The organism is Aromatoleum evansii (assembly GCF_045689615.1).
GTDB lineage: Bacteria > Pseudomonadota > Gammaproteobacteria > Burkholderiales > Rhodocyclaceae > Aromatoleum > Aromatoleum evansii.
Window position 1 is genome coordinate 5091435 of sequence record NZ_CP141259.1, and the last position, 22149, is coordinate 5113583.

The window sequence follows — 22149 nt, forward strand, 5'->3', positions numbered from 1 at the left end:
GGACAATCCGTCTTTTTATCATGCCGCCCGCAAGGAACGCGAATTGCGCAACCGCAGCACAGGTTCCGCAATTCCTGATTGACTGCGGCCGGCTCACGGCCGGCCTGCCGTTCAGCGGCGGCGATTCTTGCCCACCTGGTCGCCGATCACACCGCCGATAGCCGCACCGCCGACCGTGCCGAGCACCCCGCCGTCGGTGATCACCGCACCGGCCACGCCACCGACGCCCGCGCCGATCACGGCGCTCTTCTCGCGCGCGGACATGCCGTCCCAGGTCGCACAGGCGCTCGTCGTCAGCGCCACGGCGATTGCACAAATGCCAGTCCGGATGTTCATCACACTCTCCTTGCCAAAGGGATCGAAAAAGCCGGCGCCCCGGCCGTGGCGCCGGAAATGGGACGCGATTCCGGCGCCGGCGTTCCGGCGCCGCGGCTGCGCTGTGTTACACGGCGTTGCGCGACGCCTCCACGCCGGGGCCGCCCCTGCCGGCGGCAGACGCACGGCCGTCAGAGGGTTCCGCAAATCCGGCGGTCGCACCTTAGCGCAATGCACTATTACAATTATTCCCTGGCTGAACACGACAGAATAATCAGTGAAAATATCCGCGCTATCACCATCGGATTATCGAACAGGGTAATATTTGCGGTTTGGCATCCGTCGCCCCAGGACCGGAATTCAGTTGGCTGCCTCGTCGCCCCGCCCCTTCAGCCTGCACCTGACGCTCGCATTGCTTGCCGGCGTCACGCCACCTGCATCCGCGGCCGAGTCACCCTACTTCGAGGAGCTGCCGCTGGTGCTGAGCGCGACGCGCCTGCCCCAGCCCAGGCACGAGGTGCCCGGCGCAGTGACGGTGATAGACCGCGAGATGATCGCCGCGACCGGCTATCGCGACCTCGCGCGGGTGCTGCGGCTCGTACCGGGGATGCAGATCGGACAGGAGCGCGGACATGCGCAGTGGGTGACCTACCACGGCCTGTCGAGCGACTACCCGACCGAAATGCAGGTACTGGTCGACGGCCGCTCGGCGATAAACGGCAGCGCCTTTGGCGGCGTCGACTGGACCGCCCTGCCCCTCACGCTCGACGAGATCGACCGCATCGAGGTCGTGCGCGGCACCAATGCGACGAGCTACGGCGCCAACGCATTCCTCGGCATCATCAACATCATCACCCGGCATAGCGTCGAGGACCCCGGACTGCGGGTCGACCTGCGCGCGGGCGATGACCGCATCCGCGACGCGACATTCAGCTGGAGCGGCGGCGGCGACCCCCTGACCCTGCGCATGAGTGCAGCAACGCAGCGGGACGAAGGCTTCGACGGCCTGCACGACACTCGCCGCACCGACACCTTCTCCCTGCGCGGAGATCTGCAGATGGGCGCCGATGACGCGCTGCTCGTGCGCATCGCGAGCAATAGCGGCGTACGCGGTGAGGGTTATGAGGGTTCCGTGTTCGACAACAACGGCACCCGTCACAGCCGGCATCACAGCCACAACATCCATCTGCAGTGGCAGCACAACGACTCCGCGGACACGGAATGGCTGCTCAACTATTACCGCAATCACGAGCGCGTGCGCGAAGCCTGGCTCGCGAGCGCACCGATGTTTCCGGCGGTACCGCTCAACCGCAACCGCGACAGCGTACGCGACAGCATCGGCATCCAGCGGCGCAGCGCCCCGGCCCCCGAACTGCAGTTCGTGTGGGGCCTGGAGGCCCAGCGCGAGGACGTCGACGCGCCCTTCCTCTACTTCGGCGGCAACCCCGACCCCCAGTACCTCTACCGCGCATCCGGCAACATCGAGTGGCGCACGCTGGACGACGTCACGCTGAACCTGGGGGGCGCGGTGGAGCGGTATTCCGGCGGGAAAACGCACCTCAGCCCGCGCGCCTTCGTCAACTGGCAGGCGGCCCCCGGGCACACCCTGCGCGCCGGCTATTCGCGCGGCCTGCGCCAGAACAACGTGTTCGCGCGCTACGCGGACATCCGCGCGATCGATCCGGCGAGCCCTCCCGGCACGCCCCCGCTCGTGCGCCCCTACCTGCCGAATCCGGACCTCGAGCAGACGCGCGTCGGCGCCCGCGAACTCGGCTACTTCGGCCGCATCGAGACCTGGAACACGACGCTGGACGTGCGCGTGTTCGAGGAGAACATCCAGGATTTCGTCGTGCGCGTGCCGCAGCCCGACCCCGTGCCGGCGCCGCTGCTGTCGTCCTTCCTCGGCTCCACCCGCTACGAGAACCTCGACTCGACGGTGCGCCTGCGCGGCATCGAGTACGAGCTGTCGACGCGCCCACTGCCGGGCACCGAGCTGCGCGTCGCGCACGCCATGCTCGACCGCGACAGCCGCAGCGCCGCGATCGAGGACCGCAGCGCGCCCTATACCGCGGCGCTGAGCTGGCTGCAGGACTGGGGCGGCGGCTGGACGAGCATGGTCAGCGTGCTGCGCATGGGCCCGCTCGCCGGCGGCGACGGCTACGTGCCGCGCTACCGCTTCATCGCCAAGCCCTACACGACGGCCGACGCGAACATCACCTACACCACCCGCGTCGCGGGTCACGCGGTGCGGCTGGGCCTCACCGCGCAGAACATCGGACCGCGTCACCAGGAATTCGCCGACCGCAGCCAGCAGGCGGCGAGCGGCTCGAACGACCCGGTGAATGAAGTCTGCCCGGTCGCCTACCTCTCGCTCAGCATCGCGCTCGAGCGCGGCAAACATCCGTGACGGCGACGGCGCAGCTTCGCCCTTTCCCCGGAAGCCCGCCTTGCCCGATCGCCTCGATCGCGGTTCACCTCTCCCGCGAGAACAGTGGCGGCCTGCGCCTGCGCTTCGAACTCCTGGGCGACGTGCTGCGAGTGCTCGTTCCCGCCCCGAGCATCCCGCGCGCGGCAGACGGATTGTGGGCGCACACCTGCTGCGAGGCCTTCGTCGCGAGCGAAGGAAGTCCGGCCTATCGCGAGTTCAACTTCTCTCCCTCCGGTGAATGGGCGATCTACGATTTCGATGCCTACCGCCAGCGCAGCGCCCCGGGGACCGTCCCGGCTGCCCCGATGATCGTGTCGCACCTCGAAACGGGCCGGCTCGTGCTCGACGCCACGCTCGACGCGACCGCCCTGCCGCAGGGCTCGCCGCTCGAACTCGGGCTCACGACGGTCGTCGAAACGCTCGACGGCACGCTATCCTATTGGGCCCTGCGCCACCCCGGTGAGCGCCCCGACTTCCACCTCCGCGACGCCTTCACGCTGCCCCTGGCCCGGCCCTGAACGCGGCGCAAACGTTCCGCACACCATGACCGCCTCCATCCGGTTCGGCCTCGACCACCTGCTCGAAGAACCCGCACTGCGCCGCCCGCTCGCCGGCCGCCGCGTAGCCCTGCTCGCCCATCCCGCATCCGTCACGCGCGGACTTTCCCACTCGCTCGACGCACTGGGCGCCCTGCCCGACATCACGCTCACCGCCGCCTTCGGCCCGCAGCACGGCCTGCGCGGCGACAAGCAGGACAACATGGTCGAGTCACCCGACTTCGTCGACCCGCTGCATGGCATCCCCGTGTTCAGCCTGTACGGCGAGGTGCGCCGCCCCACCGACGCGATGATGGACACGTTCGACGTATTGCTCGTCGACCTGCAGGACCTGGGCTGCCGCATCTACACCTTCATCACGACGCTGCGCTACGTGCTCGAAGCCGCCGCGCGCCACGGCAAGGCAGTGTGGGTGCTCGACCGCCCCAACCCCGCCGGGCGGCCGGTCGAAGGCCTCGTCCTGCGCCCCGGCTGGGAGAGCTTCGTCGGCGCCGGTCCGCTGCCGATGCGCCACGGCCTGACGATGGGCGAACTGGCGCGCTGGTTCGTCGCAACGCTGAAGCTCGACATCGAATGCGAAGTGATCGTGATGGAAGGCTGGCAAGCGGACGCTGCGCCCGGCTACGGCTGGCCACTGGGCGAGCGCAGCTGGATCAACCCCAGCCCCAACGCCCCCAACGTGTCGATGGCGCGCGCCTACGCCGGAACCGTGATGCTGGAGGGCACGACCCTGTCGGAAGGCCGCGGCACGACGCGTCCGCTGGAGCTTTTCGGCGCGCCGGACATCGACGCGCGCGCGATCCGGGCCGAGATGCAGCATCTGGCCCCGCACTGGCTCGCCGGCTGCGTGCTGCGCGAGTGCTGGTTCGAGCCGACCTTCCACAAGCACGCCGGCAAACTGTGCAGCGGCCTGCAGATCCATGTCGAGGACCCCGCGCACTACGACCACGGCGCCTTCCGCCCGTGGCGCCTGCAGGCGCTCGCCTTCAAGGCGCTGCGCCGCCTGCAGCCCGACTATCCGCTGTGGCGCGACTTCCCCTACGAGTACGAGCACGACCGCCTCGCGATCGACCTCATCAATGGCAGCGAGCTGCTGCGCCGCTGGGTGGACGATCCGGCCGCGACCCCGGCCGACCTCGACGCGCTGACCGTTCCCGACGAGTCCGCCTGGGCTGCCGAGCGCGAGCCCTTCCTGCTGTACCGCTGAGCGGCGCGGGAATTGCCGCCCGCCACCCCGTAACGTCCCTCCACGCAGCCGACGCTGCAACGCAGCATCCCGCCACGCCCCTGTCGTCGCCGGGCGACAGCGCACAAGCCCCGCCGTGCCCCGTTTGCACGCTGCGGCCTGCCACGGGCGTCGCCGCCAGGCGACGATTTTGCGCCCGCTCGCCCTGCCACGGCCATGCCAATGGCTTCAACACGTTGATACAAAACACTTTTCCGTGACTGGCCCGCTGCTTGCAAAGTGACGGCGGTGTCCTGCGCTTCCCGCAGGAGTCACCAGTATGGAGAAACAACGTGCTCACCAAACGCCTGATCTGCGCCAGCCTGACGCTGAGCGTGCTGGCCCCGCTGGTCGCCGCAGCCGCCGGCGCCTTCACGCCCGTCGCCCTCGACTCCCAGCCGCAACGCGCCACCGAACCCGAACCGGACGCGAACTACGTCTTCGGCCTGCTCGACCGTAACAGCGACAGCCGCATCGACGGCGACGAAGCACGCGCCTCGGCGCCACTCGTGAAGTATTTCGGCGACATCGACACCGATTCGGACGGCAAGATCAGCCGGACCGAATGGGTGGCCTACTTCCAGCATCAGGATCCGCGTACCTGAGCGCTGCGCTCCAAACGGGAAAGGAGTCCATCGTGACGCGGGTCTGACCTCGTCGCCACCCCGGCCCTATCCTCGAACTGGACGGCGCACGGAGGCTTCCCGGCGCCTGAATCGCCCTCCGGCATCCTCGCATCGTGCCGCGGCCCCGTCGTGGCAGCTACAATTCGCAACGGGATGTTGCGCCGGCCCCGCGGCGCGACCGCCACCGGAGCGAATGCGATGAACGACGCCCTGCGCATCTTTGCGTGCCACTCGAACCGCGCGCTGGCTGCGGAAATCTGCGACAAGCTCGGGCTGGAACTGAGCCAGATGGAGATCTCGCGCTTCTCCAACGACAACCTGCACGTGCAGATCCGCGAGAATGTCCGCGAACGCGACGTGTTCGTCGTGCAGTCCTTCACCGAGCCGGTGAGCGACCACATCATGGAGCTGATGATCACGCTCGACGCGCTGCGCAGCGCGTCGGCTCGGCGCGTGACCGCGGTGATCCCCTACTATTCGTACGCGCGCTCGGACAAGAAGGACGCCCCGCGCATCTCGATCACGGGCCGCCTGATCGCCGACATGCTGAAGACCGCGGGCGCCGACCGCGTGCTGACGATGGACCTGCACGCCGACCAGGTGCACGGCTTCTTCTCGGTGCCGGTCGACCACCTCACCGCGATCCCGACCCTTGCCGAGCACTTCCGCCGCAACCACGACCTCGCGCACATGGTCGCCGTCGCCACCGACGCCGGCGGCGCGAAGCGCGTCGGGCGCTTCTCCGAGCGCCTGGGCATCCCGATGGCGATCATCGACAAGCGCCGCGTCAGCGACACCAACGTCACGCACGGCGAAGTCGTCGGTGACGTGAAGGGACGCGACGTGGTGCTCTTCGACGATGAGATCTCGACCGCCGGCACGCTGTTGTCGACGATAGGCACGCTGAAGGCCGCCGGGGCGCGCACGATCCACGCGGGCGCCGTGCATGCCGTGCTGTGCGGCCCGGCGATCGAGCGCCTGCGCGACGCGCCGATCGAGTCCATCGTCGTCACCAACACCGTGCACATGCCGCCGGACAAGCGCCTGGACAAGATCACCCAGCTGACGGTGGCGCCGCTCTTCGCCTCGGCGATCGAGCGCATCCATACCGGCGAGAGCGTCGGCGCGCTGTTCGAGTAGCGGCACCGGCTCAGGCCGGGCGGTTTGCCGCCTGCCAGGCCTCGTAGCCGCCCTTGAGGGGCCGCGCCGCGACGTAGCCGAGATCGCTCAACACGTGCGCGGCCCGCACCGCCGTCGCGTCGCCGGGGCAGGCGCACATCGTCACGATGGGCCGCTGGAGCGGCCAATCGCCCACCGCGCGCAGGAGGTTGTCGATTTCGGCCGTGCGCGCGCCGTCGATCGCCCCCCTCGCCGCGATCAGCGCGGCGCCGCGCAGGTCGAGGAACAGCGGCGGCTCGTCGGACGCCAGCGCCTCGATCAGTTCGGACGGCGTGATATGCGGGATCGCCGCGAGCCTCTCGAAGCGGTAGCGTTGCCACAGCTTCCACGCGATCCACCCCCCCAGCGCAAACACCAGTCCGACGATCATCGTCGTGCCGTGGCGGCTCATCGCCGCGAGCGCACTCTGCAACTCGTCGCGCAGCCACCATCCGGCGAGAATGGCGCCTCCCGCCCACAGCGCCGCCCCCGCGGCGGCGGCCGCGAGGAAGCCGGACAAGGGCATGCGCAGCGACCCCGCGATGGGCGGCGCGACGGTCGAAAAACCCGGCACGAACTTCGCGACGACCAGCGACCACACACCCCAGCGCATGAAGCGGGCCTCGGTCTGCGTCACGCAGGAACCGGGATTGAGCGACAGCCGGCACAGGCCGGACAGCACGCGATAACCGAAGATGCGCCCGGCGAGATACCACACCCAGTCGGCGAACACCGAGGCGAGCACCGCTGCGGCGAGCATCGCGCCCGCCTGGCCGGAACTTGCCGCGAGGCTGCCCGCGACCAGCAGCGTCGGCACGGCCGGCACCGGCAGACCGAGCTGTTGCAACAGCACATTGACGAAGACGACCCACACTGCGTCGCGCTGGATTGCTTCGGTGATCTGGCTGAGATCCATCTCGCCCCTCCCAGCCGCGCCGGGGAGCCCGAAAAGAAAAGAACCACGATTCTCGCTCGAAAATCGTGGTTCCGTACCTCAGGCGCGACGAATCCCCGCGCATCCGGACGAGTTCAGCGCTCCGGTTCGCCCTTGATCCCGCGCACGAAGGCCTTGCTGCCGTCGCGCACGGTGTGGCCGATCGTGATGCCGGTGCGCTTCATCGCGTCCCACGTCACCACGGCGGCATCCCGCGCGGTGTGCCCGATCGCCTTGCCGGCCTTCCCGGCCGCCTGGCCCACTTCCTTGCCGGCGTCGCGCGCGCCGGTGCCGATGTCATGCATCGTCGAACCGACACCATGGCCGACGTCCTCGGCGGTGGTCGAACCCTCTGCGGCCGCGGCGGACAGCGATGCCGTCATGCCCAGCGCGAGGGCCAGGCCGACGAGGAAGCGGGTAATGGAAGCCGGTCCGCGAGACCGGCGGTTTCGCATGCGTGTTTGCATGATCGGGTCTCTCCTTCGCAATTGCCCGGGAGCCGGCGCAGCGCACAGGTTCCCTTGCTTGCGAGCTTAGCCCGAAACCATGGCATGCGGGGTAAGCAGGCGTAACCCCTCGACGGGAGCCTCTTGTGGGAGCGGCTTCAGCCGCAAATGGGCGGATCACTCCGCAACACTGCTGCTTCGCGGCTGAAGCCGCTCCCACATGCCACTCCCACGAGGGGGCCGCGCTACAGTCTGCGCAGGACGTCAGAGAAGCGGGGCGAGCCAGCGCGCCGCCTCGTCCACGCTCATGCCGGTGCGCTGCGCCCAATCCTCGAGCTGGTCGCGGCCGATCTTGGGGATCGCGAAGTACTGCGCCTGCGGGTGGGCGAGGTAGAAGCCGCTGACCGAGGCGGCCGGGTTCATCGCGTAGGACTCGGTCAGCGTCATTCCCGTGTTCTTCGTGGCGTCGAGCAGCGCGAAAAGCCCGCCCTTGGCGGTATGGTCCGGACAGGCCGGGTAGCCCGGCGCCGGGCGGATGCCGCGGTACTCCTCGCGGACCAGCGCGTCGTTGTCGAGCGTCTCGTCGGCCGCGTAGCCCCAGAACTCCTTCCTCACGCGCGCATGCAGCCACTCCGCGCAGGCTTCCGCGAGGCGGTCGGCAAGCGATTTCAGCATGATCGCGTGGTAGTCGTCGTGCGCGGCCTCGAACTCGGCGAGCTTCTTCTCGATGCCGATACCGGCCGTCACGGCGAAGGCGCCGGCGTAATCGGCGACCCCCGAATCCCTGGGCGCGACGAAGTCCGACAGGCAGTAATGCGGCCTGTCGGACGGGCGTTCGTGCTGCTGGCGCAGGCCGTGCCACATGCCGAGCGCGGCCGAGCGGGTCTCGTCGCAGTAGAACGCGATGTCGTCGCCGACGCTGTTGGCCGGGAAGAGACCGAACACCGCGCGTGCCTCCAGCCACTGCTCGGCGACGATCTTCCCGAGCATCGCCTGGCCGTCGTGATAGACGTTGCGAGCGGTCTCGCCGACGACCTCGTCGTCGAGGATCTTCGGGAAGCTGCCGGCCAGATCCCAGGTCTGGAAGAAGGGACCCCAGTCGATGAAGTTGACGAGTTCGGCGAGCGGCACGGTGAGCGCCTGCACGCCCAGCATGTTCGGCTTCGGCGGCACGTAGGGCTGGTAGCCCGCCTGGTGGCTGTTGCTGCACGCGGCAACCGCCTCCGCGGCCCAGTCGGTGCGGAACGCATTGGCGCGCGCGGCCTCCAGGCTCACGAGCTGCACGCCCTTCTTGTTCGCGTGCTGCGCGCGGATCTTGTCGTAGTCGGCGGCGAGCTGCGCCTTGAAATCGGCCGCGCCGCCTTCGGACAGCAGCGCCGTGACGACGCCAACCGCACGCGAGGCGTCCGGCACGTAGACGACCGGCTGACCGTAGTGCGGCGCGATCTTGATCGCGGTGTGCGCGCGGCTCGTTGTCGCGCCGCCGATCAAGAGCGGCACGTCAAAGCCCTGGCGCTGCATCTCGGCCGCGACGTGGCTCATCTCCTCCAGCGAGGGCGTGATCAGACCCGACAGGCCGATCGCCTGCGCGCCATGCTCGCGCGCAGCGTTCAGGATCTTCTCGGCCGGCACCATCACGCCGAGGTCGATCACCTCGTAGCCGTTGCAGCCCAGCACGACGCCGACGATGTTCTTGCCGATGTCGTGCACGTCGCCCTTCACCGTCGCGACGACGATGCGGCCCTTCGAGGTCGCGCCGGTCCTGAGTTTTTCCGCCTCGATGAAGGGGATCAGGTGCGCGACGGCCTGCTTCATAACGCGCGCCGACTTCACGACCTGCGGCAGGAACATCTTGCCCGCGCCGAAGAGGTCGCCGACGACGTTCATGCCGGCCATCAGCGGGCCTTCGATCACGGCGAGCGGCGGGCGTCCTTCGGCTTCGAGCTTCGCGCGCACCTCCTCGGTGTCGGCGACGACGAACTCCGTGATGCCCTTCACCAGCGCATGCGACAGACGCTCCTCGACCGACCACTCGCGCCACGCGAGGTCCGGCCCGGTGTTCTTGGCCTTGCCTTCCTTCACCGACTGCGCGAACTCGACGAGGGCTTCGCCCGCACCCGGATGGCGGTTCAGCACCACGTCCTCGACCTTGTCGCGCAGCACGGGCTCCAGGTCGTCATAGACGCCGAGCATGCCGGCGTTGACGATGCCCATCGCCATGCCGGCCTTGATCGCGTGATACAGGAAGACCGTGTGGATCGCCTCGCGCACCGGGTCGTTGCCGCGGAAGCTGAAGGAAACGTTCGACACGCCGCCCGAGGTCTTCGCGTAGGGCAGGTTCTGCTTGATCCACGCCACGGCATTGATGAAGTCGACCGCGTAGTTGTCGTGCTCCTCGATGCCGGTCGCGATCGCGAAGATGTTCGGATCGAAGATGATGTCCTCGGGCGGGAAGCCGATCCCGACCAGCAGCTCGTAGGCGCGCTTGCAGATCTCGGTCTTGCGCGCATAGGTGTCGGCCTGGCCCTTCTCGTCGAAGGCCATCACGATCACCGCGGCGCCGTAGCGGCGGCACAGGCGCGCCTGGCGCAGGAACTCGGCCTCGCCTTCCTTCATCGAGATCGAATTGACGACGCCCTTGCCCTGGATGCACTTGAGGCCCGCCTCCATCACGCTCCACTTCGACGAGTCGAGCATGATCGGCACGCGCGAGATGTCCGGCTCGGACGCGATGAGCTTGAGGAAGCGCTCCATCGCCGCGAGCGAGTCGAGCATCGCCTCGTCCATGTTGATGTCGATGACCTGGGCGCCGTTCTCGACCTGCTGGCGCGCGACCGCCAGCGCGTCGTCGAAACGGCCTTCGAGGATCATGCGCGCGAAGGCCTTGGAGCCGGTGACGTTGGTGCGCTCGCCCACATTGACGAACAGGCTGTCGGCGCCGACGTTGAAGGGCTCGAGGCCCGACAGGCGCAGCTTCTTCTCGATCTCCGGCACTTGGCGCGGCGCGACATCGGCGACGGCCTGTGCGATCGCGGCAATGTGCGCGGGCGTCGTGCCGCAGCAGCCGCCGACGATGTTCACGAGGCCGGCTTCGGCCCACTCGCGGATCGCCGTCGCGAGCGCTTCCGGCGTCTCGTCGTAGCCGGTCGGCGACAGCGGGTTCGGCAGGCCGGCGTTGGGGTGCGCGGAGACATGGGTATCGCAGACCTGCGACAGCTCCTCGACGTACTGGCGCAACTCCTTCGCGCCCAGCGCGCAGTTCAGGCCGAAGGAGATCGGCCGCGCGTGCGCGAGCGAGTTCCAGAAGGCTTCGGCGGTCTGGCCGGAGAGCGTGCGGCCGGAGGCGTCTGTGATCGTGCCGGAGATCATCACCGGCACGCGGCGATCGAGCTCGTCGAACAGCTTCTCGACCGCGAACACCGCGGCCTTGGCGTTCAGCGTGTCGAAGATCGTCTCGATCAGCAGCAGGTCGGCGCCGCCTTCGAGGAGGCCGCGCGCGGAGTCGTAGTAGTCATCGACCAGCGCATCGAAGCTGATGTTGCGGAAGCCCGGATCGTTCACGTCCGGCGAGATCGACAGCGTGCGCGAGGTCGGCCCGAGCACGCCGGCGCAATAGCGCGGCTTGGCCGGATCCTTGGCGGTGTACTCGTCGCACAGCTCGCGCACGAGGCGCGCACCCGCGACGTTGATCTCGAACGCGACGTCCGCCAGCCCATACTCGGCCTGCGACACGCGCGTGCCGTTGAAGGTGTTGGTCTCGATGATGTCCGCGCCGGCGTCGAGATAGGCGCGGTGGATGCCGGCGACGACCTCGGGGCGAGTGAGCACCAGCAGGTCGTTGTTGCCCTTGAGGTCCTTCGGGTGCGCACGGAAGCGCTCGCCGCGGTAGTCCGACTCGCCCAGCTTGTGCTGCTGGATCATGGTCCCCATCGCGCCGTCGAGGATCAGGATACGGCGGGCGAGAAGGTCGCGGAGTTCTTGGCTGCGGTCGGCTTGCATGGTTCTACCTCGGTCGATTCAGGCACCGGGCGGAAGCCGCAGAAGCGCAAAAGCAAACGGCGCGGCAAACCCCGGTGATGGTTTGCGAGCGCCGTTGATCGGTTGCCGAGCCTGGCCCGTCAAGATCGGGTCGCAGCGCTCCTCGGCAAGCGGGTGATTCTATGGAATTTTCCCGCCGATGCCAAGCCGGCGGGAAAACCAGGAGATCACATCAGCGGGCGCCAGTAGATCACGCGCGCGCCCTTGGAGGCCCCCCCTCCGCCTCCCGGCCGATTGGGCAGCAGATTGGACTTGGTCGTCGCGCCGGTGGTGCGCGTCAGCACGAATTTGCCTTTCGACGTCACCACGATCACCGGGCGGCTGGAGAGGACGTCGCCGATGAATTGCCCGCTGGTGTAGACCTCGCTCGAGGTCGAGCTCTTGGCGATCGCGCCTCCCATGCCGGCGTCGATCATCATGAGCCAGCTCGAGCCCCCTTTGCCGCAGATCTCGCGCACCGGAACGTTCACGGTGAACACCAGGACGCCGGACGGATCCAGCGCCGGATTCGTATTCACCCGCCCGTACTGCATCGGAATATCCCAGTACCACCCGCGGTGCACGCCCGCCTGCAGCGGATTGGTCGTGAGGGTCACGGTCGTCGCGGTCAGGCTGGCCGTGCCCTGGCACACGAAGGCGCCATCACCACCGTTGTCGCAACGGTTGCCATTGCTGCCGCGGATGTTGGGCAGCGTCGGAGCCGACACGCCAACGTCGTCGATGATGCCGTACATCGACTGAATCTGCGTGGCGTGGGCGTTCTGCCCCGTCCCGGGAACGTCCGTCTCGCCGAGATACTGTCCCGTGCCGACATACACGAAGAACTTGTTCGCATCGCCCGCGACCTGCCCGACCGCGGGTGCGCTCGTGACGGGTTGCGGTGCGCCGCTTCCGTCCCTGAGCTCGGCGATCTTCACCGCCGTCCAGGTGGAGAGGTCGAAGCGCCAGACGTTGCCCAGCAGGTCGCCGCCATACACATAGTAGGCAACATCGTCCGCTGCGGCGATGCTGAGGCGCGAGAGATGGGTGAGCCCGGCGGGCGCGGTGCTCGATCCGGCGCCGGCGGCAATCGTCCTGACCACGCGCCCGTCGGCAGGATCGAGCGCCCAGACGTAGCCCTTTCCGTCGGCGTTGTTGTAGCCGGAAGTGACGAGCACCAGCCAGCCGTCGTTGGGCGTGCGCACGATCAGCGGCGTGCCGAAGCTGAACCCGCTGCCGGTGGCGGAGGGGACCGTCTCCCACTTCACCATCGCCGCCGCCACGTCCTGCGTGGCCGGGCGGGGGTCGGTGACATCCAGCGCGTAGTAGCCTTTTCCGCCCTTCCCGAGCCCGCCGACGAGGATCATTCCCGTGAAGCCCGTGCTGTTCACTTGCGTGAGGGCAGGCGTCGCGTCGACGAAATAGCGGTGCGCGTAGTTCCGCTCGGCGAGGCGCGCCAGGGACCCGTGCAGCATCTTCGGCACGTAGGCCCACAGCTCGTCGCCGCCGTCGTTGTTGAGGTCGTCGCCACCCCCGAACGCGTGCAGCATGCCGTCGTTGGCGGCCTGGAAGACCACCGGACCGCTCGCGAAGCTGCCGTACACCGGCTCGGCGTTGATGATGTCCCCGAGCAGGTGCTGGCGGATCCGGAAGCGATCGATGCCGGCGCCTTCATTGCTGTCGTCACCACGGAGGAAGTTGATCACTCCGGCAGTCAGTCCGATCGCTGGATCGGCGAAGTTGTCCGCCGTAAACGCCTCACCGCCCGAACCTTTCAGCGACACGATTTTGCGGCTGGTCGCCGGGCTCGCGAGCGCGTCGAGCTTCTTCTGCGCGGACCACAGGGGTTTGCCGATCGGCAAGCCCGTGGACAGGTCCAACGAGTGCGCGACGAGGTCGCCGGTCCAGTACCCGGACTGATACACCGACTCGTAGCCGATCGTGTTCGCGGCGATGCGCTGGCTGGTCACGGCGACCGCCGCGGCGGCGCTGTCCTGGGCCGCGGCCGTATTGACGGCGGCGGTGAAGGCCGCCGTCAGATCGGACTGGCTCCCCGCCTTGGCCGTGAAGCCTCCCCCCTGTGTGGCCGCTTCGACCAGCAGCGGGTCCTTGCGCGGATCCTTCAATGGATCGGTGAAGGCGTCGCCGAATGCGATCGTGTGGGTCAGGACGTTGTTGGATTTCTTCTCGCCCCGTGGATGCGCAATGTCGGGACGCAGGTCGGTCTCGAAGAGCGCCTGCGCGACGTCATCCAGGTAATCACTACCATTCGTTCCATAAAGATGTGTTGCGTCCTTGGATTTTGTGTCGTAGTTGCTCGTAGCACACTTGGCGTCCCCGTCGCTGTCCCCATCGTAATCGCACAGATAGGTGTTGATCGGGTTGTTTCCGAGCGCCCGGTCTTCGGACGAGAGGCCGTCGGTCATCAGGAACGCGTGGCTCCGCTGGCACCAGTAGCCGGACTGCACCGGCGCCGCCCCGCGGCGGTCGAGGAGACCGTGCGGAACCTCGCCTTCCTGGCGGAAGAACTCACCAACGCTGACACTGGCGCCGGAGCGCAGGGTCAGCGCGCCGGTATAGCCCAGGCTGAAATACTGGCCGATGTCGGCGAGGGTCTCGGACAAGGGACCGGCCTCGGTACCGGACGCCGCGCTGATGCCATCCACGCTTGCCTTGAACAGGGTGAGGTCCAGCGCCTCGACCGGCCGGACGAGCCGCCCCCCGTTGCCGCCGTTGAACGTGGCAAGACCCGTCCTGACACTGCCACCGGTCGAGGATGCGGGAATCGCCTCTACCGCCTCCTTGAGCGCCTCCTTCGCGACCGCAAGCCGGGTACGGGTACCAGGCTTGTAATCCCCCCAGCCGCCTGTGCCGTCGCGGAAATACCAGTTGAGATAACGCCCGGAATAGCGGCCGGGCTCGTAATTCATCCCGTTGGCGTCCACCAGCAACCGCACGTTGGAATAGTGCTGATCCTCGACAAAGCAGACCTGCTTGTCCTGATTGCCGAAGGCGCAAGGAGCGGTGTGCGTGCAAGCCAGATTGGCGCCAGAATTTCCAAACGAAACGCGCGGGGCTCCGCTCACCACCCGAAGATAGATCGGCGTCGCCGCGGATATCTGGTTGCTCTTGGGACAGGAATACCTGGCGTCCTCCGAATACGGCGACTCCGGCACGATGTTGTTCATCGAACTCGAATTGTCGAGCATGAACAGGTAGTTCGGCGGCGCGTTGTTGCCGACCATCATCGGGTAATCGGCGAGGTCTGTCTGCGCCGCCGGCGACGGGGCGATGCAGGCGACCAGCAGCGCAAGGCAATGCGCCGACAGCGTGGCGATTCGTCGGATCGGCTTGTGCATGACTCTACTCCAGGGGGCGAGGTTTTGCGCTCACGTGCCGGGCTGGGCCTTGGCGGCGAGCATCGCTTCGTAGAAATTCACGCCGCCGCGTGGGCCGCGGGCGCGGATGATGACTCGGTAATAGACGTCGAGCGTGCTGGCTTCGATGGGCGGAACGGTGCTGCCGCTCTTTTTCGCGAAGGCGTCGGCCGCAGCCTGCGCGACCGTTTCGGGATCGACCGTGCACTTGCTGCGGATGTCCTCGCCGTCGGTCAGCACCGGATCGGATTTGCACTGGCGCTCGATGACGTACTGGATGCGGTAATTGCCCGTATCAATCGCACAATTCGTCGCACGGCCGTTCTCGTCGATGCAGGGGACGGCCGTCGATTCCCAGATCGCGTCGGAGGCGATCCGGCCGGCGTCCTTGAAGTTCGGCTTCCCCGCGGCATCCTTGAAGTAGAAGACGCTGCGATAGTACGTGCGCGCGGTGTAGGCGCCCGACTGCAGCTCCTCGACCGCGCGGTTGATCGCGATATCACCCGCGTACATCGTCGCCTGGCGGAACGCGAGGTTGCCGGCGACCAAAGTGCCGGTATCGGTCGAGCGGATCACCGACGCGGCGGCGAGACTCATCAGCACGAGGACGATCAGCACGACCAGGAGGACAACGCCGGCCTCGGAGCGGCCGTTGCGCAGGCATGCGGAATGGGGACGTTCGCTCATCGGTTCCATAGCGGATTCCTCAGCGGAACGACCGTCTCATGCACCCGGTAGCGGTAGTGCTGCCAGGTCTTGCCGGCCGGCACGGGGGTGCCGGAGAGGTTCAGGGTGACTGCACCGTCGAATACGATGGGCGCCTGCGCGGTGACCGTTCCGGTATCCGGCTCGCGACTGCGCGCGACCATCGCCAGCCGCACGGCCTTCACGCGCTGCAGCTTCTTCAGGTACTCGTCGAGCTGCGTCGCATTGAAACCGCTGTACTGGGCCGCGGTGGGCGCATTCTCCCACACCGCGATCTGGTCGCTGCCTTCGGTCGAGATGCCGTACTGGGCCTTCAGCATCACGATGTCCGCGGCCATCGCGAAATTCTTGTAGGTGGCCGGACACGTCGTGCGCAACGCGACCGGATCGACCTTCATCGGGTCATAGCGCAGCAGTGCGCCGCACGCGACGGCATACTGGACGTACTCGAACACGGGCCTCACCCAGCCCGGCGGCATCTTGAAGACCAGCGAACCCACGCCGTAGGACACCGGCCGGGTGTAGGTCGTGTTCGGATTTGTCGGATTGAAATCGTTAACGACGTCGCCCGAAGTACTGCCGAAATGCACGTTGCAGCCCGTCTTGAAACTCGTGCATTGATCGCTTTGCGTCTGCCCGGAGATCTTGGTGACCTTGAAGCGCGTGCACGGAGCTTTCGCTTCGTTCGGCGGAGCTTGGACCACCAGCACCGTGTCGCCGACGTGAATCTGGTCCTCGGACGCGAGATTGGTGTCGCTGATCTTCATGATGTCGGAGGAGCTGGGCATCTCCTTCACGATCGGGAGGATCTCCCCGGAGTAAAAATCCGGCGCCCCGACCATGATCTCGACCATGTCCGACACCGTTGCCGATGCGCCCGACTCGATCCGGACCGGATAGTGAAGGCTGTACAGATTGCTGTTGTTCGCCGTCACGACGCCTTTGTCGTACATGTTGTAGCCGGGGCACAAATTCGCGAACGAGCCGTTGAAAAGTGCCGCCCCGGCACCGCGCAGGTCGCGATCGATCAGGGCCACGGCGACCTGCGCCCCCTCCGCCGCGGAGTGCCCGGCGCCGGTGATGCGGAACTGCTTGCCGATGGTCGCCACCGACGAGGTGATCGCAAGCGTGATGATCAGCCCGACGACGAGGCCGATCATCAGCTCGACCAGCGAGATGCCACGGCTGCTGCGGGGTGATGCGGACCGACCCGGACGCGGAGTACGCTGCATGATCACTGCCAGTGGAAGCGGTTGGTGACCTGATGGCGACGCGGGTCGCGCGTGACGACGCTGCCATCCTTGTTCCTGTAGCGCCCCGCCCACTCCAGCGTCACCATCAGCGAGTAGGCCGACACCCCGGCGGGACGCTCGATGATGATGTTCGCGTCGTCGAATTCCGCGCACACCTGCCGCGTCCATGGGTAGGCCGGATGCGTGGTCGAGATGCCGTCCGTGCAAGCGGTGCGCGTCAGCAGGTACTTTTCCGACGGGTCCGGGGTGTCCGCGGTGTCCTTCAGCGCGACCTCGGCAAACAGGCGATTCACGAGCAGGGAGGCGTTGGCGCGGTCGTGCGCCTCGGTGCTCAACTGGACGGCACGCGCCTGCATCTCGATCAGGCCGAGCGCCCCCACCGAGAAAACGAGCAGGGCGACCAGCCCTTCGATCAGGCTGAAACCGCGCTCGCCGCTCGTGCCCACCCGAGTCGCACCTGTCAGCATTTTCTCGAATCGCTCCCCGTTGCGGCGGGATCGCACAGCTGCACCAGACCGCCGCCATGCACCTGGACGCGCAGGTTTCTCACGCCCGGCACGCGCGTCGTGAGATCGATATCCTCGATGCGGGGCGCGGCGGTATCGACGAGACCCGAGGGCAGAAAGACGACGTTGGTCTGCGAAGCGTTCGCGGCGACCGCCACCCCGGCCGCGGACGTCCCCTTCGCTTCCTGGATCGTGCTCACCGGGCTCACTGTCGCGACCGACCAGTTGCCGCGGCCGTCGGTCAGCGTGAAGCGCACCGCCTGGTTGCGCCGCAAGGCTTCGGCACGCGCCAGTTGCAGCCCGGAGACGAGCCCTTCGGCGGCGACCCGGACGCGAAAGTTGACCAGGGTCGACTGGAAGCTCGGCGCCGCAAGGGACGCCAATATCGCCAGAACGCCGACGGCCACGAGGGCCTCGACGAGCGTGAAACCCTTCTGCCGCCCGCCGCAGCGCCGAAAATTCAGCACGAATCCCCCGCGCGGAGGAGCCAGCAGTCGCGCGGGAGTGAGCTCGCACCAGGGAAGGCGGTTGTCTGCCGCACGTTGTCGTGGTTGATCGTGAAGGTGAAACCGGCCATGTTGCGCGAAGCCTTGCCTGTGGCCGTCGCAAGGAAGGTCTGGTTGCTGCCGCCGCCGTCGTTGCAGGTGATGGTGAAGGCGTCCGCGGACGGCGCCGCGACGCCGCAGGCCGACCCCGTGGAACCGTAGTTGCGGTTGTCCTGGTAGTACTGCTCGAGGCGCATGCGCAGCGTGGCCAGCTCGTTCGTCGCCTCGGAGATGCGGCTGCGCTGGACGTATCCGGTGTAGGACGGGATGGCGATCGCAGCGAGAATGGCGACGATGGCAACGGCAATCAGGAGCTCGATCAGCGTGAAGCCTGCCCCTGCCCGCCGGGAGTTCTCGCGATGGCCCACGCGGGCGCGGAATGGATCGTAAGTCATACGCGGATGTCCAGCCGGGATAGCCGAGGATTAACCGGGCGGCACGGACCCGGGTGAAATTCCCCGCGCATGCCCGGACAGATTCTTGGCCCATGATACCGGAGGGCGGCAAACCATCGAAATGAATTGTAACAATATGGAAGATCGGGGAAAAGCGCTGCCGGGAGGGTCACAGGATACGCAATCCGGGTAGGAAATGCACCCTTCCCCGCCCGTCACGAGAGGATCTACCCGGTGCGGCCAAAATGCAAAGAGGCCCGGAACTCCGGACCTCTTCGACACACCGCCGAAAAGATGGCGGATCAGTATCCGAGCGACTGGCGCGCCTGGTTGAGGGCGTCCGTGATCGGCTGGAACGGGCCGTAGATGTGCTGGCTGCGCGGGAAGGCGGGCGGATTGGCGGGGTCGATCGACCACGCACCGGCCGCATCCTTGCGCGGCATGGTGAAGTCGTAGCTCGCATCGACCGCGCGCTTGAGCGCGTTCGGCACCCCGTCGGGGCCCACGCCGACCCAGTCCTCGGTGATGTGGCGCGGATTGAAGGGTCGCGGCTTCGACAGCAGGTAGGCGGTGACGTCCCAGGCGTCCTCGGCGGCCATCAGGGTGTTCGGGTCCAGCGCATTCACCTTGTCGTGCGGCATGTTGCTGTACACGAAGGCCGCCGCGGTCTGCAGCCGCCCCATGCCGGCCATCAGCCCGTGGCTGTTCGCCCCCCACAGCGCGGGATAACGGAAGCGCTGCTCGTCGTCGCGCCACACGCCCGAACCGTCCTCCTGGTGACAGCTGCGGCAGCGGTCGTTGTAGATGTTGGCGCCGCGCGTGGGACTGGCGGCACGCGTCAGGGCGGCCGGCTTGCGGGTCTCCTGGCCGGGCACCTGCTGCCAGGTGTAGCCGGGCTGCAGGCCGGTGGACAGGAATTCGACGTAGGCAATCAGATCCTTCATCCACTGGCTGTCGGTGGGGATCATCTCGCCCGCGAGCGAGCGCTCGAAGCAGCCGTTGATGCGGATCGGCAGGTCGCGTGCGACGTTCTCGCGCGCGCTGAACTTCGGATCAGCATATTCGATGGCGGCGACGACGAGCGGCACCGCGTAGGGGCGCGTGCCTTCGTCCATGTGGCAGTTGCCGCAGGCGAGCTTGTTGCCGACATAGGGCTTGCCGTTGGCGGCGACGTTACCGCTTTCGGCGCCGAGGTAGCGGTAGGTGGAGCGGAAGATGTCCTTACCGCGCGCGGCCGACGCGCCCATCAGGCCGGGGTCCGGGATCTGGTAGGCGGGCGCGTAGAAGGCGTTGTAGTCGGCGGGATCGGTGCCGCTGCCGGCGAGCGCGCCGGCGGCTGCGGCGCCAAGTGCGAGCCCGAAGAGGACGCGCAGGGTGCGGTGTGACATGTCGGTGTTCCTCCGTTTGTCGAACGCTGGAGCCGGGGCCCGCTGCATCGGCCGCGGCGTGGGTGCTGCCCTATGCACCGACGCAGGCTACGCGTCCCGATCACGGCAGGAAATCCTGACGATGGAGTGCTGGACTAGATGAATGACTCTATTGACAGGGTCATCGCCGCCTGATCGCGCCATCCGGCGGACGTCATGCAAGAATCATGGCGACAGCGCCGCCCTTGCACTTTCACGGACGGGTGCTAGCGTGAATGATCGGTGCCCGCACCTGCGGGCAGCGGCGGCCCGCCGGGAGCGATCGTCACGGCGGCTTTGTCACTGGGGGCCAGCCCCGGTACCGGACGCAGAATCCGGAATGAGCTGCAGCCTCCGCCTGGGCAGCAGGACATCATGAACACCCCCCAACTCGGTTTGAAATGCGTGAAGGTCGTCGCGCTCGCGGTACGCGATGTCGCGCGCGCGAACAGGTTTTACGGCGAGACGCTGGGCCTCGCCCCGGCGAGCGAAGGCGGCCGGCAGGTCGGCTTCGAACTCGGCGGCACGGTGCTGATGCTGAAGGACGACTGGTACGGCAGCCCGACCGCGGAGCCGAACCCGCGCATCACCCTGGAATGCGCGGACGCGCCCGCGCTGGAAGCCGCCCTGCGCGGCCTCGACGTGAAGATCTCGGATGCGCTGGAGCTCTATGACGGCAGCCACTACGTCGGTGCCTTCCTCGACAGCGAGGGCAACAAGCTGTGGTTCTGCTCGCCGAAGTAGGGCCCCGTCCGCTGCGCGCGCTCAGTCCGCGGCGTCGATGAAGTCGAGCACGTCGCGCGCGAAGCGCTCGCGCTGCCACAGGTGCGGCGCGTGGTCGACGTCGTCGTAGATGTGCAGCAGCGCGTTGGGGATGTTGTCGCGCACGTAGTGGGCGGTGCGGGCGTGGTAGAAGTTGCTCGCACCGCCATAGACCAGCAGCGCGGGGACGTCGATCTTCTCCAGCACATCGCGGTAGTCGGCCGCGGCGAGGCTGGACCAGCAGTCGATCAGCGGCTGCGGCGTCATCTCGCGCAGGCGCTGGCGCGCGAGCGCCATGCCTTCGCCGTTCTCCAGATACTTGCGCCGCGCACGGTCGTTGAGACTCTGCCCGACCAGGCGCAGCACGCCTTCGGCGAAGTCCTCCTGCAGCGAACGCACGAAGGCGGCGTTGCGCCCCGCATCGAAGTCGGTGTAGATGCCCCAGCGCCAGTGCTCGTCGGTGACGAGGCGCGGCGACTGGTCGATGATCACGATCTTGCGCAGGCGGCTGCAGCCGAAGTCGCGGATGTATTGCCACAGCGTCAGCGCGCCCATCGAATGAGCGATGACGACGGCGTCGCGCAGGTTCCAGTGCTCAAGCATCTGCTCGAGGTCGCGCGCCATGCGCGCGGCGCTCACCGGGGTGTCCGTATGCAGCGCATGGCCGCCGTGCCCGCGCGCATCCCAGCGATAGACGCGATGGTGCGCGGCGAAGGCCTCGATGAACGGGCTCCAGTCGCGATGGCTCGCGGTCCAGCCATGCAGCAGCACCAGCGGCGGCCCCTCGCCCTCGATCTTCACGTGGATGTGTTCGCCGTCGTCGGCCCTGAACCGGATCATCGCGCAACCTTCTGTCAACGTATTGCGACAGTATACCGGCAGAACCCGCCGCCGCCCGGGTACAAGGACGCGGTCAGGACGCGGACACGAGGTGGCGCGGAAATGCCGGGAACGGGAAAACGCCGCTGCGCCCGCCCATCTCCGGCCCGTCGTGCGGGAAGATGTAGGTGCGGCTGGTGCGCACGACCTTGCCGTCGATGAAGTGCACGTTGAAGTAGGTGTAGATGCCCGGGCCGTCGTTCTCGATGTTCCAGTCCCACACCTCTGCGCCGCTCAGGCGGAAGATCTCTACGGAGCGGTGGGTGCCGAGCAGGCGCGACACCTGTTCGCGCGTCATGCCGCGCTCGATGCGGGCAAGGTTCTCGAAGGACAGCGCGTTTTCCTGCCGCAGCACCGAGCCGGCGGCGTCGACGGTGACCATCAGCGTCACATGGCCGAAGGGCTGCGTGGGGTACTCCAGCGTGCGCGTGCCGTCCTCGTTGTGCCAGCGCCGCGCGGGCTCGCCATGCACGGCGATGGCCTCGGCCTCGCTCGCCACGGGACGGAAGCCCCCCGTCTGCGCACAGCCCGCGACCAGCGCCGCCGCCGCGAGCAGCGTCGCGATACGCCGTCCTACGCGGCGGGATTTGACCTGCGCTGCAACCTGCCTCACGA

Annotated in this window: 19 protein-coding genes and 1 riboswitch; of the genes, 6 read left to right on the plus strand and 13 right to left on the minus strand. The window is 67.5% G+C overall.

Going from position 1 to position 22149, the window contains the following annotated elements; translation table 11 throughout:
- Positions 1-111 precede the first annotated feature (111 nt).
- The gene (locus tag U5817_RS23855; protein WP_169127807.1) at positions 112-336 is read right to left on the minus strand and encodes a glycine zipper 2TM domain-containing protein; all 225 of its coding nucleotides are present in this window, start codon (positions 334-336) and stop codon (positions 112-114) included.
- Between the two features lie 343 nt (positions 337-679).
- Here U5817_RS23855 and U5817_RS23860 point away from each other — a divergent pair, with 343 nt between their 5' ends.
- From U5817_RS23860 to U5817_RS23880, 5 genes are all read left to right on the plus strand, one after another.
- Positions 680-2722 (plus strand): TonB-dependent receptor plug domain-containing protein, encoded by a 2043-nt coding sequence (locus U5817_RS23860; RefSeq protein ID WP_407279061.1) that lies wholly within the window; start codon positions 680-682, stop codon positions 2720-2722.
- Positions 2719-3261 (plus strand): DOMON-like domain-containing protein, encoded by a 543-nt coding sequence (locus tag U5817_RS23865; RefSeq protein ID WP_407279062.1) that lies wholly within the window; start codon positions 2719-2721, stop codon positions 3259-3261. The genes U5817_RS23860 and U5817_RS23865 overlap by 4 nt, the downstream gene beginning before the upstream one ends.
- A gap of 25 nt (positions 3262-3286) precedes the next feature.
- Positions 3287-4507: an exo-beta-N-acetylmuramidase NamZ domain-containing protein gene (locus U5817_RS23870; protein ID WP_407279063.1), complete on the plus strand. Its 1221-nt coding sequence runs from the start codon at positions 3287-3289 to the stop codon at positions 4505-4507.
- 311 nt (positions 4508-4818) lie between these two features.
- On the plus strand, positions 4819-5130 hold the full coding sequence (locus tag U5817_RS23875; protein ID WP_169127802.1) for a hypothetical protein: 312 nt from the start codon (positions 4819-4821) through the stop codon (positions 5128-5130).
- Positions 5131-5349: 219 nt separating this feature from the next.
- Positions 5350-6291 carry a ribose-phosphate pyrophosphokinase gene (locus U5817_RS23880; RefSeq protein WP_169127800.1) on the plus strand — a complete coding sequence of 314 codons (942 nt, stop codon included), beginning with the start codon at positions 5350-5352 and terminating at the stop codon, positions 6289-6291.
- 10 nt (positions 6292-6301) lie between these two features.
- Here U5817_RS23880 and U5817_RS23885 read toward each other — a convergent pair whose 3' ends face one another.
- The 10 genes from U5817_RS23885 to U5817_RS23930 form a co-directional block, all read right to left on the minus strand.
- On the minus strand, positions 6302-7225 hold the full coding sequence (locus U5817_RS23885; protein WP_169127798.1) for a VTT domain-containing protein: 924 nt from the start codon (positions 7223-7225) through the stop codon (positions 6302-6304).
- Between the two features lie 113 nt (positions 7226-7338).
- A complete protein-coding gene (locus U5817_RS23890; protein WP_407279064.1) occupies positions 7339-7710 on the minus strand; it encodes a hypothetical protein in 372 nt (123 codons plus the stop codon).
- Between the two features lie 243 nt (positions 7711-7953).
- The gene (metH, locus tag U5817_RS23895) at positions 7954-11688 is read right to left on the minus strand and encodes a methionine synthase (RefSeq protein WP_407279065.1); all 3735 of its coding nucleotides are present in this window, start codon (positions 11686-11688) and stop codon (positions 7954-7956) included.
- A 79-nt stretch (positions 11689-11767) separates the two neighbouring features.
- A riboswitch (S-adenosyl-L-homocysteine riboswitch) is annotated at positions 11768-11838 on the minus strand.
- A 56-nt stretch (positions 11839-11894) separates the two neighbouring features.
- The gene (locus U5817_RS23900) at positions 11895-15065 is read right to left on the minus strand and encodes a pilus assembly protein (protein WP_407279066.1); all 3171 of its coding nucleotides are present in this window, start codon (positions 15063-15065) and stop codon (positions 11895-11897) included.
- A gap of 30 nt (positions 15066-15095) precedes the next feature.
- Positions 15096-15770, minus strand: coding sequence for a hypothetical protein (locus tag U5817_RS23905; RefSeq protein WP_407279067.1), 675 nt, complete (start codon positions 15768-15770; stop codon positions 15096-15098).
- Positions 15767-17020, minus strand: a complete 1254-nt coding sequence (locus U5817_RS23910) for a PilW family protein (protein ID WP_407279068.1) — start codon at positions 17018-17020, stop codon at positions 15767-15769. The genes U5817_RS23905 and U5817_RS23910 overlap by 4 nt, the downstream gene beginning before the upstream one ends.
- Before the next feature lie 2 nt (positions 17021-17022).
- Positions 17023-17508, minus strand: a complete 486-nt coding sequence (locus tag U5817_RS23915; protein WP_407279069.1) for a prepilin-type N-terminal cleavage/methylation domain-containing protein — start codon at positions 17506-17508, stop codon at positions 17023-17025.
- Positions 17502-18014, minus strand: coding sequence for a GspH/FimT family pseudopilin (locus U5817_RS23920; protein WP_407279070.1), 513 nt, complete (start codon positions 18012-18014; stop codon positions 17502-17504). The genes U5817_RS23915 and U5817_RS23920 overlap by 7 nt, the downstream gene beginning before the upstream one ends.
- Positions 18008-18487: a type IV pilin protein gene (locus tag U5817_RS23925; protein ID WP_169127776.1), complete on the minus strand. Its 480-nt coding sequence runs from the start codon at positions 18485-18487 to the stop codon at positions 18008-18010. Before U5817_RS23925 ends, U5817_RS23920 begins: the two co-directional genes overlap by 7 nt.
- A 302-nt stretch (positions 18488-18789) precedes the next feature.
- Positions 18790-19875: a c-type cytochrome gene (locus U5817_RS23930; RefSeq protein ID WP_169127774.1), complete on the minus strand. Its 1086-nt coding sequence runs from the start codon at positions 19873-19875 to the stop codon at positions 18790-18792.
- Between the two features lie 393 nt (positions 19876-20268).
- Between U5817_RS23930 and U5817_RS23935 the strand changes: the two genes are divergently transcribed.
- Positions 20269-20637, plus strand: a complete 369-nt coding sequence (locus U5817_RS23935) for a VOC family protein (RefSeq protein ID WP_169127772.1) — start codon at positions 20269-20271, stop codon at positions 20635-20637.
- Positions 20638-20658: 21 nt separating this feature from the next.
- Here U5817_RS23935 and U5817_RS23940 read toward each other — a convergent pair whose 3' ends face one another.
- Both U5817_RS23940 and bamE read right to left on the minus strand, forming a co-directional pair.
- A complete protein-coding gene (locus tag U5817_RS23940; protein ID WP_407279071.1) occupies positions 20659-21495 on the minus strand; it encodes an alpha/beta fold hydrolase in 837 nt (278 codons plus the stop codon).
- A 73-nt stretch (positions 21496-21568) separates the two neighbouring features.
- Positions 21569-22147 (minus strand): outer membrane protein assembly factor BamE, encoded by a 579-nt coding sequence (gene bamE, locus U5817_RS23945; protein ID WP_407279072.1) that lies wholly within the window; start codon positions 22145-22147, stop codon positions 21569-21571.
- Positions 22148-22149: the final 2 nt, after the last annotated feature.

What these genes read in the sequence shown, in the direction of transcription:
- U5817_RS23910 (WP_407279068.1), bottom strand. Translation starts at nt 17,020, where the DNA reads ATGCAGCGTACTCCGCGTCCGGGTCGGTCCGCATCACCCCGCAGCAGC.
- U5817_RS23940 (WP_407279071.1), bottom strand. Translation starts at nt 21,495, where the DNA reads ATGATCCGGTTCAGGGCCGACGACGGCGAACACATCCACGTGAAGATC.
- U5817_RS23890 (WP_407279064.1), bottom strand. Translation starts at nt 7,710, where the DNA reads ATGCAAACACGCATGCGAAACCGCCGGTCTCGCGGACCGGCTTCCATT.
- U5817_RS23885 (WP_169127798.1), bottom strand. Translation starts at nt 7,225, where the DNA reads ATGGATCTCAGCCAGATCACCGAAGCAATCCAGCGCGACGCAGTGTGG.
- U5817_RS23880 (WP_169127800.1), top strand. Translation starts at nt 5,350, where the DNA reads ATGAACGACGCCCTGCGCATCTTTGCGTGCCACTCGAACCGCGCGCTG.
- U5817_RS23870 (WP_407279063.1), top strand. Translation starts at nt 3,287, where the DNA reads ATGACCGCCTCCATCCGGTTCGGCCTCGACCACCTGCTCGAAGAACCC.
- U5817_RS23915 (WP_407279069.1), bottom strand. Translation starts at nt 17,508, where the DNA reads ATGCTGACAGGTGCGACTCGGGTGGGCACGAGCGGCGAGCGCGGTTTC.
- U5817_RS23935 (WP_169127772.1), top strand. Translation starts at nt 20,269, where the DNA reads ATGAACACCCCCCAACTCGGTTTGAAATGCGTGAAGGTCGTCGCGCTC.
- U5817_RS23925 (WP_169127776.1), bottom strand. Translation starts at nt 18,487, where the DNA reads ATGACTTACGATCCATTCCGCGCCCGCGTGGGCCATCGCGAGAACTCC.
- U5817_RS23855 (WP_169127807.1), bottom strand. Translation starts at nt 336, where the DNA reads ATGAACATCCGGACTGGCATTTGTGCAATCGCCGTGGCGCTGACGACG.
- U5817_RS23905 (WP_407279067.1), bottom strand. Translation starts at nt 15,770, where the DNA reads ATGAGCGAACGTCCCCATTCCGCATGCCTGCGCAACGGCCGCTCCGAG.
- metH (WP_407279065.1), bottom strand. Translation starts at nt 11,688, where the DNA reads ATGCAAGCCGACCGCAGCCAAGAACTCCGCGACCTTCTCGCCCGCCGT.
- U5817_RS23900 (WP_407279066.1), bottom strand. Translation starts at nt 15,065, where the DNA reads ATGCACAAGCCGATCCGACGAATCGCCACGCTGTCGGCGCATTGCCTT.
- U5817_RS23930 (WP_169127774.1), bottom strand. Translation starts at nt 19,875, where the DNA reads ATGTCACACCGCACCCTGCGCGTCCTCTTCGGGCTCGCACTTGGCGCC.